11 protein-coding genes are annotated in these 13,933 nt (G+C 60.6%); 9 read left to right on the top strand and 2 right to left on the bottom strand.

Translation table 11 applies throughout. The annotated features are described in order from the left end of the window. Positions 1-687 precede the first annotated feature (687 nt). The 8 genes from EYV96_RS03300 (at position 688) to EYV96_RS03265 (ending at position 9,686) form a co-directional block, all read left to right on the top strand. Positions 688-930, top strand: coding sequence for a helix-turn-helix transcriptional regulator (locus EYV96_RS03300; RefSeq protein WP_205746077.1), 243 nt, complete (start codon positions 688-690; stop codon positions 928-930). Beyond that, positions 927-1,526, top strand: a complete 600-nt coding sequence (locus EYV96_RS03295; protein WP_131150070.1) for a hypothetical protein — start codon at positions 927-929, stop codon at positions 1,524-1,526. The genes EYV96_RS03300 and EYV96_RS03295 overlap by 4 nt, the downstream gene beginning before the upstream one ends. Next, positions 1,523-1,855, top strand: a complete 333-nt coding sequence (locus EYV96_RS03290; protein ID WP_131150069.1) for a hypothetical protein — start codon at positions 1,523-1,525, stop codon at positions 1,853-1,855. The genes EYV96_RS03295 and EYV96_RS03290 overlap by 4 nt, the downstream gene beginning before the upstream one ends. Next, entirely contained in the window at positions 1,852-3,987 is a 2,136-nt protein-coding gene (locus tag EYV96_RS03285) for a bifunctional DNA primase/polymerase (RefSeq protein ID WP_131150068.1), read from the top strand. The genes EYV96_RS03290 and EYV96_RS03285 overlap by 4 nt, the downstream gene beginning before the upstream one ends. Continuing rightward, complete coding sequence (locus EYV96_RS03280) at positions 3,987-4,235, top strand: excisionase (RefSeq protein WP_131150067.1); 249 nt, start codon at positions 3,987-3,989, stop codon at positions 4,233-4,235. Before EYV96_RS03285 ends, EYV96_RS03280 begins: the two co-directional genes overlap by 1 nt. Next, positions 4,142-5,311 (top strand): Arm DNA-binding domain-containing protein, encoded by a 1,170-nt coding sequence (locus EYV96_RS03275; RefSeq protein ID WP_131150066.1) that lies wholly within the window; start codon positions 4,142-4,144, stop codon positions 5,309-5,311. The genes EYV96_RS03280 and EYV96_RS03275 overlap by 94 nt, the downstream gene beginning before the upstream one ends. A gap of 1,089 nt (positions 5,312-6,400) precedes the next feature. Next, entirely contained in the window at positions 6,401-9,130 is a 2,730-nt protein-coding gene (locus EYV96_RS03270; protein ID WP_131150065.1) for an ESPR-type extended signal peptide-containing protein, read from the top strand. Positions 9,131-9,473: 343 nt separating this feature from the next. Next, positions 9,474-9,686, top strand: coding sequence for a cold-shock protein (locus tag EYV96_RS03265; RefSeq protein WP_131150064.1), 213 nt, complete (start codon positions 9,474-9,476; stop codon positions 9,684-9,686). A gap of 111 nt (positions 9,687-9,797) precedes the next feature. On the opposite strand, the gene EYV96_RS03260 is transcribed toward EYV96_RS03265, so the two are convergent. After that, complete coding sequence (locus EYV96_RS03260; RefSeq protein WP_131150063.1) at positions 9,798-10,067, bottom strand: hypothetical protein; 270 nt, start codon at positions 10,065-10,067, stop codon at positions 9,798-9,800. A 143-nt stretch (positions 10,068-10,210) separates the two neighbouring features. After that, positions 10,211-11,269: a class I SAM-dependent methyltransferase gene (locus EYV96_RS03255; RefSeq protein ID WP_205746075.1), complete on the bottom strand. Its 1,059-nt coding sequence runs from the start codon at positions 11,267-11,269 to the stop codon at positions 10,211-10,213. Between the two features lie 58 nt (positions 11,270-11,327). On the opposite strand from EYV96_RS03255, the gene ligD reads away from it, so the two are divergent. After that, complete coding sequence (gene ligD, locus EYV96_RS03250; RefSeq protein ID WP_131151472.1) at positions 11,328-13,886, top strand: DNA ligase D; 2,559 nt, start codon at positions 11,328-11,330, stop codon at positions 13,884-13,886. The last annotated feature ends 47 nt before the right edge of the window (positions 13,887-13,933 follow it).

Below are 13,933 nucleotides of genomic sequence, written 5' to 3'. Positions count from 1 at the left end.
GGTACAAGTTGGTGCAGCGCCAAAACTTGACCTGTACCGCTGGGAACCCTTGCAGCACAAGGCTTGGTACAGGTGGTACAGGTGGTACAACCCAATTGGATTAAAAATAAAAATATCTCACCGCTGAAAACCACAACCGAACATTTCGACCTTCCATGCCTCGCCCGCTGGCAATTTGTCAAAAAAGCCTGTTCCGCTTGTTCCGCCTGTACCAGCCCTTGCGCCACAAGGCTTTGCGGACTTCGCTTACCCGTACCGGCGATTGTTCCCCTTGTACCGGTTGCGACCCAGGACGCGCCCGCATTTCGCCACATCAAGATTTGTCGCGCGGGGGCACGTCAAAGCCCATTGATTTTCCCGTGGGCGACCGGCTGCATTTCGCTCGGCGCATCCGCTTGTCGCGGCGTTCGGCTATAATGGTGCCGTAGCAACGTCACGGCAGCCTCAAACGGCAATACCCGCGGCGCGTTACTGAAGGCCCCGTCCTCTCTACCAAACCGGTAGGGCAGCCGTGACAACGGACGACAAGGCCAAGCAGTAATCGCCTCGACATGATCGACCTCAGGTCGATCGGATCCGCCAAAGATCCATTTCGCAGAACCATTTGCGAAAAATGTCGAGGCCAGGCGCGTAGCCGCTCCGAACCTCGATGTGTGCCCTTCTCGACACATCAGCGCAGGAGCCGCCATGGCCGACAAAACCACCACCCCACCCGTTAGCGAAGTCACTGGTCCTTGTTTGGTAGACGAGGATTGGATGCGCGCGCGCGGCATTCTTTTCAGCAACGATTACAAGCGAAAGCTTGAAGCGAAGGGGAAGTTTCCAGCGCGCGTTCACCTGGGACACACTTCCGTTGCATGGGTTAAGTCCGAGGTCGAGTCGTATATCGCTGACCGGATCGCATCGCGCAGTGTCGAGGTGCCGGCATGAACCCTTCGCCCGATCTGTACGAAATCGTGCCCGGCGTGCACCTACGCAAGGACAAGCGCCCTAACCCCATCGATAGTCCTGAGGGGCTGACGCACGTCGTGGGGCTACTCTCGGATGTCCTGGACGGCTTTTGCGAACGCAAATCTGTAACCGTCCATCTGCTGCCCAGGAAGTACACCGATTCCGACGGTGCCGAAGCAGTCCTTCCCCCTGGCTACCGGATCTTCGCGCTATATGAGCGGCGCGAACAAAAGATCCTTGAATACCGAATCGATTGCATCGAACCACATTGCGCCGCGCACAAACCTCAGCTCGCTTTGCTTCAAGAGGCATGCACAAGCAAAGGGATCGACATCACGTCCATCAGTCGCAATCGGGACGGGCTTTGCGATGCGCTGATCAGTCGCCGTTGGTCGCGCAACCTCCTCGCTTCACTCAAGCAAAGTCCACCTCGGCGTCGCGACATTCAAAGCGACTGGCCTGATGGAAAGTGCGGTGTCACCCACGCCGACGGCGTGCGCGGGATCGAACTGCACGACTTGATTGTCGTGGACGTCCGAGAAGTGGCCGGTGATTTGGAGACGGTGACGGGATGAGCAAGATCGCCGACAGCCAAATCGAGAAGCAGCGACGGCGCTTCCAGGACGCAACGGCCGACCAATCCTCCGCCCTGCTCGAAGCCAGCCTTCGTGCCGCCACGCACGTGATTCAGACTGAAGCGGGCATCGTGTCCGAACAGTCTGTCCGTGCCCAAATCAAGCAGGAGGCGACCACGCGCCGCATCCTGGACCACTCGGGGCACCTGATGTCTTCAATTCTCCGTTCCGCCCTGCCCGACCCGTGGTTGCCCGAGGCATTCGACGCTGCGGTCTACAGCATCAGCAAGTTGCTTTGCACGTCCTGGCTCGCGGGGGTGAAGGCATGACGGCCCTCCAGTCGGCGTTGTCCCTGGCGCGCCAGGGCTTTCACATCTTTCCGCTGCAGGCCGGGACCAAGCTCCCGGTCCACAAGGGCTGGCAGCTGAAAGCCACGCGAGACCCGGCGCAGATCGAGCGCTGGTTCCGCGACAAGGATTCGAACATCGGCATCTTCACCGGCAAGTTCGGGCAGGACGCCGCGCTGCTGGTGATCGATGTCGATCGCAAAGGGGAGAAGGATGGGAACCGTGCACTACTTCGGCATGAACTGGACGGCGACGACGTGCCGCCGACTTTCGAAAGTGCCACGCCCACCGGCGGGCGTCATCTTGTGTATCGTGTTGGCGCTGCTGTGCGCCAAGGCGTGGATGTCCTCGGCGCTGGCCTAGACGTTCGTAGCCACGGGGGCTATATCGTAGCGCCCGGTAGCAAAGTGGAGGCCGGTGAATACTTCATCGACCGTCCGGGCAAGCCGGTCGACGCGCCGCAATGGTTGATTGATGCATGCGGCATGCCGCGTGGCAAAGCCGTCGACCGCACTCCCCTTGCCGGCGTGGACCCCGAGCGCGCTGTCAAACGCGCGACGTTCTATCTGGAGAACGAGGCCCCCGAAGCCATCGAAGGCGCTGGCGGCGACAACACCACGTTCCAGGTCGCGGCCAAGCTGAAGGATCTGGGCGTCTCGCCGGATACCGCCGTCGAGCTGATGCTCGAACACTGGTTCGATGGCTGCGGCTGGACACCGGACGAACTGGCAACCAAGGTCCGCAACGCATACCGGTACGGTGAGAACCCGCCGGGCGCCGATGCGCCGGAAGCCCTATTCGACGCCGTCGAGGAACCGGTCACGGCCGTGCGCAATCCACTCAAGGCACTCAATGACGAGTACGCGTTGGTGCTTAACGGTGGCGAAGCTTCTGTGTACCACGAACGGCGGCTCGAAAACGGGCAACGAAAGATCGACTCGATGAAGGGCGGTAGTTTTGAACTGGTCCTCAAGGATCGAAAGTTCGACGGCAAACCGCTTTCGGCGAAGTGGCTGTCCTGGCCAGGTCGTCGCTTCTATCGCGGCGGCGTCAATTTTTGCCCCATGCAGGACCCAGGGCCGGACGTGTTGAATCTCTGGGGAGGTTTTGCCGTGGAACCAGTTAAGGGCGACTGGTCGCTATTCCGCGCGCACATCCGCGACGTGATATGCAGCGGTGACGCGAAGCTGGACGCCTACGTTATGGGATGGCTCGCGCACATGGTGCAAAGGCCCCATGAGCCGGCCGGTGTTGCGCTTGTTCTCCGTGGCGGCCAAGGGACCGGCAAGAGCACGTTTGGTGAAATCGTGGGCGCCATGCTCGGGGAGCACTACGTCCACATCTATTCGCGCCAACAGTTGACCGGGAATTTCAACAGCCACCTCGCATGCAAGGTGATGATTCTGGCCGACGAAGCGTACTTTGCGGGCAACCTCGCGGACGGCCCGGTCTTGAAGGCGCTATTGACCGAATCCACGATGCTCAAGGAGAACAAGGGCAAGGACATTGTCCGCGTCCGAAACTGCGCGCACGTGGTCATGGCGAGCAATGATGACTGGGTAGTTCCGGCGGATCACGATCAGCGCCGCTTCTGTGTGCTCGATGTCGCGGGGTTGCGGCGCAACGACCGCAGCTATTTCGAACAGATGCGGGCGCAGATGAAGCGCGGCGGCACGGCAGCCATGCTGCATGACCTGAGTGCCCTCGATATCGCGGGTTTCGACATCGGAAATTTCCCAGCCACGGATGCCGGCACAGATCAGAAGGTGGCCAGTTTGCGTGGCCCCATGTACTGGCTTCATGACGCCCTGTGCCAAGGGCGAATCATCGACCTTCCATGGGAAGCCTCGGGCGTCCAGGTCAGCAAACGACAAGCGTACGCCGACTATGTGCGCCGTGCCCAAAGCGAATGCCGGGACCACCGGCCCGTGGGGCGACCCGCATTCTGGTCGCGAATCAAAGCGGTATTTTCCTCTCCACTTACCGAATCGAATCTCCGCCTGGCCGGCGAGGTCGAGCGCGACCGCGCAGTGACCTTCCCACCGCTTGCCGAAGCCCGGGAGGCTTTTGGGATGCACCTGGATGGCCGCCACTTGCTATGGGAGGACGGTTGATGCGATATCTGACCATCGGCAAGTTCGCAGCGGATTCGGGGTATACCGAAGATGCTGTCCGGGCCAAGATCAAGACAGGGGTGTGGCTCGAAGGAATCGTCTGGACGAAAGCGCCTGACGGGCGGGTCTTGATCGACACGGAGGGCTATGGGCTATGGGTGGAAGGCAGGCAGGTGTTCGAGCTGCAACGAAAGGCAGCATCACGCTCGATTTCTATTACCGCGGTGTCCGCTGCCGCGAACGGCTGAAGCTCGCCCCAACGTCGGCAAATCAGAAGTTCGCGGCCAACTTGCGGGCCCAGATCCAGGCCGAAATTGCCCGCGGGACTTTTGAGTACGCGAAGTTCTTCCCGGATAGCAAGCGCGCGCTCACCCTCAGCAAGGTACCCGGCGCGGCCATCACCTTGGGCCCCGCCCTTGAGACTTGGCTGAAGGGAATGAAGGGCCAGATCGAACATTCCACTTTCAGGGACTACGACCTGGCCATCCAGCGAGTGTGGGTGCCCGCCTTTGGAACTCGACGCTTGACCGAGCTGACTCGCGCAGACCTGAAGGCGTGGGTTGCTGAACGATCCTGCGGCATCAAGCGCATTCGAAACCTACTGCTTCCATTGCGGGGCTTGTACGCCCAGGCATTGGACGATCAGCAAATCAATGTGAATCCTTTCGTCGGGTGGACGCCCCGCAAGATCGAACCACCCAAAGAAACGGACGATGTCGATCCGTTTGGCCCATCCGAGGTCGCGGCTATTCTGGAGTCATGTGACGGCCAGGTTCGAAACCTGTTCCAGTTTGGATTCTGGACGGGCCTTCGCACCAGTGAGCTTATTGCGCTCCGATGGGAAGACGTGGACCTGGACGGCGGCACGATCACCGTGAGGCGCGCGAAGGTCCGGAAACAAGTGAAGGCCCCCAAGACCAAAGCCGGCCGACGCACTATGCAACTGCTGCAGCCTGCCCTGGACGCCATCCGGGCCCAGCGCCAGCACACTCAATTGGCCGGCGAAGAAGTTTTTACAAATCCGCGAACGGGCGGACCGTGGCTTCACGACGGGCCAATACGCAAGACTGCGTGGCAGCCCACCCTCAAGCGTGCGGGCGTGCGGTACAGGTACCCATATCAAATGCGCCACACCTTCGCATCGACGCTGCTCAGCGCCGGCGAGAACCCCGTGTGGGTGGCATCTATGATGGGTCACAAGGATTGGACCATGATCGTCCGCACGTATGGCCGATGGATACCCTCCGTTGCCCCGGACGCTGGTCAGAAGGTGGCAGCTGTCTGGCTAACTGGACAGAACCACCACAACCAAGGAGAGACGTGAAATGAGTTTTGCAACTCGCACGACCGATGAGCTTCGCCAGATCGCAGCGGCAGGAGGTGGATTCCGTCTCGCAGCTGGAACCAGATCGACGGCCGAGCTTCGTCAGATCGCAGCGGCGGCTGTAGGTGGCGATGCAAGATTGATATTCACAGGGATGGCGACTAGACCGACGCTCGACCTGCGCCAGATTGGAGCTGCGGGTCAGGGCCGCGTCATCTTCGAAGACTGACGGTCAACTTTCGGTCAAGCGACTGGCTTCAGCCTTTGCTGTAGCTCAAACAACGCGGGTTCGACTCCCGCCACCTCCACCAATATGGCCGCCTGGGTAGTCACTTACCCAGGCGGTTTTTTTATGCCTTGACCGGTGACGAATTGCTCCGGATGGCATGATCGACGGGAACTGGACGGCTCCGCGAGGGAACCGACCTGGCCGGAAGCCGCGATCTGGCGCAGAGGCGAGTCCTTCGATAGCAATGAAAGCCACTTCCATCCCGGCCTTTAGATCTGCGCGTGAAGGATCGCGCTCATATTGTCCATCCCGCAGCCGATGCCGCCTGCACGCATCCCGGCACGCCGGGGAAAAGGTGGATGTACGAACAGAACGCAAGCATGGGCCGATCCGTTCACTGAACAGAAATCGCTGGCTGATTGCCCGCCCCCCGGTCGACCTTCAACGACAACCTTCGCTCGCGAATGATCTGCGGACAACTGGCGCCGGATCTTCTGACGTTAAGGTCACACGGCCCTCACGGCCGCAAGCCATTGGCCCCTGAACCCATACACATGCTCGTGATGCCATTGATTGCCTTTCGGCGATCGAAACAGGTTGCGTCGGCATCAACCCGCCCTTGTACGAACTTTCCGAGAATGAAGCGGCGATCGATCAAATAGGAAAAAACCTATTTTGAGCCCGCTCGACTAGGTCGAATCCTAAAAATACCTGCGCCCGCCATGCCGGGCCCCTGCGCTTTCACACCATGCGCGAAAGGGCGACGCCACCAGGCCGGCAGAGATACCGCTAACGCATTGCCATGAAGCGCTGGCCGACCTACCGCGAGCGATGTTCGCCCGAAATTTGAGAAAGAGTGAATGAATTCTGTTTATCGCATTGTCTGGAACGCCGCCAAAGGCCAATGGGTGGCGGCATCGGAGCTTGCCAAAGGCCGTAAGAAATCGTCGAAACTGAAGCCATCGGCCATTGCACTCGCATGGGCACTCTCCGCGCCGGCCGCCGTATGTGCCACCGCCACCGACCTCGTCGCAAACGTCAACACGATCGAATGGAATCATGCTGACGAACGCAGCGTCATCCCTCATCAACGCATCGACACCGGCCTGGTTGATCGCTTCGACAAGCCCATTTTCGAAACAACGGAAAGCAACGGCTCCGGCGGAACCCTTGTCTCGCCGGGCACTGCAAAGGACCTTGAGATCAAGCGTCCGCTTCCCTTGGCATCGCGTCATACCGATGTGGATCGCTCCGACGAGGCCTACGCCGAATCAGACCAAGACGGCAGAACCGACGGCAGTCCGCGCGCGATTCCATCGCAGCGCATCAGCACGCAAGCTCTTTCAGACTTTGCGGTAGTCAATGGTGCCAATGACGGCTCGGAATCCGCGGTCGCCGGTGGCGCGCGCTCGATAGCCATCGGAGCGTTGGCTGTCACGGAAGGGAACGAAAGCATCGCCATCGGAAGTGAGTCGAAGGCGACAAATTACGACCGCGCCATTGCCTTGGGAACGCAAGCCCAGTCCAACAGTAGTGACGCCATTGCCATCGGTACTCAATCAATGTCTGAAGGCACGGGGGCCATTGCGATTGGCCATCTGGCCCATGTGGCGGCATCCGCCTCAAAGGCCATCGTGCTGGGCACGGAAGCCACGGCGATGATGGAAAGATCAATCGCGGTGGGCAACCTGAGCAAGACGTATTCAAAAGGTGACATCGCGATCGGTACGACGGCCCTTGCCCACGGCGAAACCACAGGCACCGCCATTCACCCGGCCATTTCCATCGGTGCTGACAGCACGGCCGAGGGCGGAAATTCGATCGCCCTCGGCACCGTGGCCAAGGCGACTGGCAACCGGAGCATTGCGCTGGGTGCGGGCGCCACCGTAGCTGCAGCCTATTCCATGGCCATTGGCCGACTGACTTCAGTGGACGAGAGCGCGACCTCGTCTGTTGCATTGGGCAACTTCTCAGTGGCCACCCGAAGCAACACGATCTCCGTCGGCGCCACCGGCCAAGAGCGTCAGATCACCAATGTCAAGGGTGGCGAAGTAGATACCGACGCGGTCAACGTCGGGCAGCTCAAGGCATCCGCGAACAGCATGGCAACGGCCCTGGGTGGCGGCGCAATGACGGATGGCAACGGGCTCCTGAGCATGCCGATCTACACAGTGGGTGGCGCATTGGTTGCGGGGGTCGAGGCGGCTATTACTGCGCTTGACAGTCATATCGAAAGCAACACGTCCAACCTTGCCGCACTGAGCGACATGGCTGTTACCTACACCGACAGCACCAAGACCGCCATCGATGTCGGCAACGCCCAGATCACCAACGTGGGCGATGCCACGGGCGACAAGGATGCCGTCAATCTCAGCCAGTTGAAGGCCACTGGTCTGTTTGACACTGACGGCGTCGCGCTCAATGCCGTGACCTATACCAACATCGACAAGAACGAGATCAAACTCGCGGGCGCGGAAGGCACGCGCATCTCGAATCTGGCCGATGGTATCGAGGACGATGACGCCGTCAATCTTCGTCAGCTGAAGTCCATTGGTTTGCTTGATGCTGACGGCAACGCGCTCAATGCCGTGACCTATACCGACAGCACCAGGACCGCCATCGATGTTGGCTACGCCCAGATCACCAACGTAGGCGATGCGAAGGACGACAAGGATGCCGTCAATCTCAGCCAGTTGAAGGCCACTGGTCTCTTTGACACTGACGGCGTCGCGCTCAACGCCGTCACCTATACCAACATCGACAAGAACGAGATCAAACTGGCGGGCGCGGAAGGTACCCGCATCTCCAATCTGGCCGATGGTGTCGAGGACGATGACGCCGTCAACCTCCGCCAGCTGAAGTCTGTCGGTCTGATCAGTGATGATGGCGAGGCACTCCGTGCCGTCACCTACCGTGACTCCGATAAGAGTGAGGTTGTGTTCGGTGGCGCGTCGGGTACGCGCCTGTCCAATGTGACGGCGGGTCTGATTGCGCCAAACAGCATGGAAGCCATCAATGGTGGTCAGCTGTACGACGTGAAGGTCCTGATCGATGGTTTGGACGAACGCGTGACGATCGTGGAGGACAAACTGGAGGCGTTGCCGCCCATGCCCCCCGTCAGTGAGGTGTCGCTGCCGGCGGTGGCTGGACCGATCACCGACAACGGCGGCATGGTCATTGGAAATGTGGGTGATGGAAAGGCGCCGTCGGACGCCGCCACGGTGGGTCAGATGACCGAGCAGATGGAAGATGCGATCGCGACTGCCAGGTCCTATACGGACACGGAGATCAAGGGCGTTGAGTTCAAGCTGGATCAGTTCCAGGAGAGGATCGACTCCCGACTGCGCCAGCAGGACAAGCGCATCAGCAGCGTGGGTGCCATGAGTGCGGCCTATGCCCAAATGGCGCTGAGCACCCAGGGCACCAACACGCCCAACCGCGTGGGCGTGGGCGTCGGCACGCAGGGTGGGCGCAAAGCCATCGCGGTGGGTTACTCACGGAGCGTCGCGCCTAACATCAACCTGACCTTTGGCGGGTCTGCGTCAGCGAATGAGGCCTCCGCCGGCGCTGGCCTGGGCGTCGGCTGGTAAAGCCGTCGCCGAGCGGCACGGTGAACCGGGCTCAGCCATGGGCCCGGTTTCTTGCATCAGGATGGCCTCTTATTATATTATTTTCAGTAGGTTATGTAGCTTTTGTGACATCCGGACCATGAAGAGAATCTCTCCTTTTTGGCGATTTCTCTCAAATTCCTTCTTATCCCTTTGCATTCCCCTCAAAGTCCGGGTATCTTGTAAGAGCTGAGTTTCAAGGGTCACACATGGATAGTGGCCCGATGCTGTAGATAGCAGTTCCACTACACCGTTGTACCCGTTTCCTCCTTGTGACCAGCTCCCCGCCGCTCCGCGGCTTTCTTTGTTTTTTGGAGTAATACACATGTCTCAGGCAGAAACCGGTACCGTCAAGTGGTTCAACGACGCCAAGGGCTTTGGCTTCATCAGCCGTGACCAGGGCGGCGACGACGTGTTCGTGCATTTCCGCGCGATCCAGTCGAATGGCTTCAAGAGCCTCGTCGAAGGTCAGAAGGTCTCGTTCGTCGTGACCCAGGGCCAGAAGGGCCTCCAGGCTGATCAGGTCAAGGCCATCTAAGGCTTTCGTCCGTTAGTCTAAAAAAGCCCGGCCATGTGCCGGGCTTTTTTTTCGCGTTGCCACCGGCCCCGCGGTAACACCAGCGATGGCCCTGGCCACGCAGCGCCCGTCTCACGTCTCCGCTTCGCCCGCCATGAATCCTCGGCGTTTGAGCAGGAGCAGGCAATCGGTCGTCATGGCCGTCAGCACCCGCGCCATCAGCAGCGAATCGCGCCACTCCTCGATCCCCATCGTCTGTCCACGCGTGCACTGCGCGTGCAGCCGATCGGCCAGCTTCACGGTTCGCGTGCCCCATTCATCCGCATCCCTGAGCAACGTATCCGCGCTCCCTCCCGGATTGGCGAGAAAATCTGCTTCGCCGCCATGGTCGTAATCGCTCACCCTCATGTGCGTCGCCTCCCTTTGCGTCTTTGTTTCACCGTAGCAAAGGATTTCGACGACTGTCTCTAAGCAGAAGTCGCGACGCTCACCGGCGAATTCGCGCGAGTTAGGACGTTTCTCAAGGATGCCGACAGCGAGCGAAACTAACGCTCGCCGGTGACAAAGCTCAGCGTCTGCAGAAAGTGGAAATCAGGCCGACGCAGGGCGAACTTCGGATGCGCGGGATCGGAAAGTTGTGACAGCGCTTCGTAATCCTCCGGCGACAAGTAGGGCTTCAGCCGCTCACCCCAGGATTGACGAAATATCGTTTCCGCGAGGTAAACCTCATCGTCACGGTGCAAGGGCGATACGCGCTCAATCAGGTAACTGTGGGCCCTCACATTTCGCCACCCCGTTTGACGCATCAGGCCCACGATGGCGCGCACGGAAGTGAGCTCGCGCTCGCTCACCTCGTAACGATCCCTGTAGTACTGGCGCACCGCCTCATTGGTGGCGCGCTCCAGGCGCGCGTCCCAGGCGAAGTACATGTCGGCGAGGAACGAGCTTTGCCCCATGGCCATGCGCCCTCCAGGGCGCAACAGATCCTTGAACACCTGCATGGCGTCGACGGCGTTGCTTAAGTGGTGAACAACATTGACCGACCAGATGAGGTCGAAGCTTTCGCGCCTGAATGGCATGGACAGCAAGTCGGCCTGGATCACCGAAGTTGGATCGCCAACAGTCTCACGCGCCGCCTCCACATGGGCTAGCGACAGGTCGACACCCATCGCAACACCTCCGGGCTGGATCCTGGCTCCAAGCCACGCCAGCGCGTCGCCCGTTCCGCAACCGGCGTCGAGCACACGCATTCCCGCCTGCAGCCCGAGGTCATCCATCGCGCGGCAAAGCTCCGGGCGCGCGAAGGCGTTGAACTGTTTGAGCTTTTGCGAGTAGTCGCGGGCTGGCGTATCGCCCAGAACCCCGCGCATAGCGTCTGCCCGGATCATGCGGCCTCCCGGAATCATCCGTGAAAGACGGTTTTCCCTGTGAGTGCCTCGCCTGGCGCCTTTCGTTGCAAGGCAAAGGCGGCCCGCCGCGCAGAACAAACGAAAGCGACTCGTGGATGCACGGCCGCACTCGCAAACGCTAGACACCCCATTCACCACGCACCTGCCATAGCTACGAGAAATCACGGTGGTATTGAGCTTGCGCTCGATGTCCATCCAACGCGGTAGCCACACCTCCGTAGCGCCGCAACCTACCGACAATGGCAAGCAAGCCATGGCGCTTCGAGAATACACACGAAAACGTCAGTTCGACCGCACACCGGAGCCGCGGCCGGAGCAATCCGTCGAACCCGATAGACGCGAGATTTTTGTCGTCCAGCTCCATCACGCCAGCCGGCGTCACTACGACTTTCGCCTTCAGGTGGGTGATGTGCTCAAAAGCTGGGCCTGCCCCAAAGGGCCCAGCTACGACCCCAAGGTGAAGCGGCTGGCGGTGGAGGTGGAGGACCACCCGGTGTCCTACGCATCATTTGAAGGCGATATTCCCGATGGCTACGGGGCTGGCCATGTCGATCTGTTCGATACGGGCGTCTGGGCGACGGATGAAGATCCACAGGCGCAGTTGCGCAAGGGACACCTGCGCTTCGAACTGTATGGCAAGCGACTTAAAGGCACTTGGCATCTCGTGCGCAGCCATCGCAAGGAACGTCAGCCGGCGTGGTTTCTGATCAAGGGCGAGGATGCATTCGCGTCGGACGTCGAGGCGGACGACCTGCTTGATGCGACGATGATCCAAAGCACGAAGCGCGCATCGGGACGCAGCGGCGGGGCCAGGGACGTGGCGGCAAAGCTCGAAGGAAAGCAAAGCAAGGCCACGCCCAAACCGGGCCGCAAGCGAAGGATGGATCCCGCGAAAATCGCGGCGTCCCTACCGGGCACCCTTAAGAAAAACCGGCACCCGGGTTTCTTCAAGCCGGAGCTGGCCCGCCTCCGCGAAACACCGCCAACGGGCGACGACTGGCTTAGCGAAGTGAAGTGGGACGGGTACCGCATCCTCACCTCCATAGCCAAAGGCAAGGTGGATCTTTGGTCTCGCAATGGACTGTCATGGACAGCGAAACTCCCGGAAGTCGTCCAGGCCATCGAAGCACTCGGCCTGGATTCGGCGCAGCTCGACGGTGAGCTCATCGCCGTCACCGATGGCCAGCCGGATTTCAATGCGCTGCAGCAGACCTTGTCAGGCGAACAAGCCGCCCGGTTGATCTACATGCTGTTCGACGTGCCTTACCTCGAAGGCTATGACCTGACGCGCTGCAAGCTGATCGATCGCAAGGAAGCCTTGCGGCAACTGCTTGATGTTGCGCCTGCACAGCTCGGCTACAGCGCACATGTCGTCGGTCACGCTGACCAGGCCTTTGCGCAAGCCAGCGAACGCAAACTCGAAGGCATCCTGTGCAAGCGCGCCCATTCACCTTACCGCGGCGGCCGGGGGGACGACTGGATCAAGGTCAAGCGCCTGGAGGCGGATGAGTTCGCCGTCGTGGGCTTCACTGCCCCCAAAGGGTCGCGCAAGGGCCTGGGTTCCCTGCTGCTGGCCAGGCCTGCGCCCAAGGGCGAATGGGCCTATGTCGGCCGGGTGGGCAGCGGCTTCACCGACGACATGCTTCGCGACCTGGCCAGGACGTTCTCGGCCTCTGCCTCGCGCACTCCCACCATCAAGCATACGGGCGAAGCACCGCGCGATGCGCAGTGGATCGCGCCCGCCTTGGTTGCCGAAGTCTACTACCGCGGCATCGGCAATCAGGGTCTGCTGAGGCAGCCAAGCCTCAAGGCGATGCGTCCGGACAAGTCGCCGGCGTCTTTGCGCGACCGTGATCGCAGCACATCCATCACTACGCGCAAGCGTCCGGCCAGCGGTGCGAAAACACGGACATCAAAGCGTGACGGCGACGCCATGATCGTGATCACTCATCCCGATCGCGCGGTGTATCCGAAGGATGGCTATACCAAGCAGGACGTCGCCGACTATTACCGCGCCGTCATGGACTGGTTCCTGCCGGGCATTCTGCATCGCCCGCTGTCCGTGATCCGTTGGCCTGACGGCATCGCCGGGCAAAGCTTCTTTCAGAAACACGTCCCGGCCGGTGGCTTGAAGTACGTTGGCGTCGCCCGCCTCACCGAGGAAACAGGCGCATCGGCGATGTACCTTTTCCCCGAAAGCGCCGACTCGGTGATGGAGCTCGTGCAGTACAACGCGATCGAATTCCATCCCTGGGGAGCACACGTGGAGCAGCCGGACTGCGCCGACCGCGTTGTGTTCGACCTGGATCCCGGGCCCGATGTCGCCTGGAACAACGTCAAGGCCGCCGCGCGACTGATGCGAAAGCGACTCGGCCAGCTGAAGCTCGAATCATTCCTGCGAACGACCGGCGGCAAGGGCCTCCATATCGTCGTGCCCCTGAACCCACCTTCTCCATGGGACGAGGTCAAAACGTTTGCACGCGGTTTCGCGGAAACGATGGAAGCGATGCATCCGCTTGACTTCATTTCCACGAGCAGCAAGGCGCGAAGGACGAGCAAGATCTACATCGACTATCTGCGCAATGGCCGCGGCGCGACCGCCGTGGCCTCCTACTCACTTCGGGGCCGACCGGGCGCACCGGTGGCCATGCCGGTGCGCTGGGAAGAACTGGGAAGGCTCAGAGGCGCGAACCAGTTCGACCTGAAGAACGCCGTGACCAGGCTGAAGCGACAGCGTAAAGATCCCTGGGAAGGTATCGAAGAGGTGAAGCAGAGCTTGACGCGCGTCCTGAAGGCATTGGCGAAAAAGTAGCCTGCCCGGCATCACGCCCGGTCAGCACGCAAACAACAACGCACCAC

The organism is Dyella terrae, from assembly GCF_004322705.1.
GTDB lineage: Bacteria > Pseudomonadota > Gammaproteobacteria > Xanthomonadales > Rhodanobacteraceae > Dyella_D > Dyella_D terrae.
The sequence above is the reverse complement of the archived record's forward strand: the minus strand, read 5'-3'. Positions and strand labels throughout refer to the sequence as shown.

Coding starts and splice junctions, on each gene's coding strand:
- EYV96_RS03300 (WP_205746077.1), top strand. CDS start 688: ATGGCCGACAAAACCACCACCCCACCCGTTAGCGAAGTCACTGGTCCT.
- EYV96_RS03295 (WP_131150070.1), top strand. CDS start 927: ATGAACCCTTCGCCCGATCTGTACGAAATCGTGCCCGGCGTGCACCTA.
- EYV96_RS03290 (WP_131150069.1), top strand. CDS start 1,523: ATGAGCAAGATCGCCGACAGCCAAATCGAGAAGCAGCGACGGCGCTTC.
- EYV96_RS03285 (WP_131150068.1), top strand. CDS start 1,852: ATGACGGCCCTCCAGTCGGCGTTGTCCCTGGCGCGCCAGGGCTTTCAC.
- EYV96_RS03280 (WP_131150067.1), top strand. CDS start 3,987: ATGCGATATCTGACCATCGGCAAGTTCGCAGCGGATTCGGGGTATACC.
- EYV96_RS03275 (WP_131150066.1), top strand. CDS start 4,142: ATGGGTGGAAGGCAGGCAGGTGTTCGAGCTGCAACGAAAGGCAGCATC.
- EYV96_RS03270 (WP_131150065.1), top strand. CDS start 6,401: ATGAATTCTGTTTATCGCATTGTCTGGAACGCCGCCAAAGGCCAATGG.
- EYV96_RS03265 (WP_131150064.1), top strand. CDS start 9,474: ATGTCTCAGGCAGAAACCGGTACCGTCAAGTGGTTCAACGACGCCAAG.
- EYV96_RS03255 (WP_205746075.1), bottom strand. CDS start 11,269: ATGGACATCGAGCGCAAGCTCAATACCACCGTGATTTCTCGTAGCTAT.
- ligD (WP_131151472.1), top strand. CDS start 11,328: ATGGCGCTTCGAGAATACACACGAAAACGTCAGTTCGACCGCACACCG.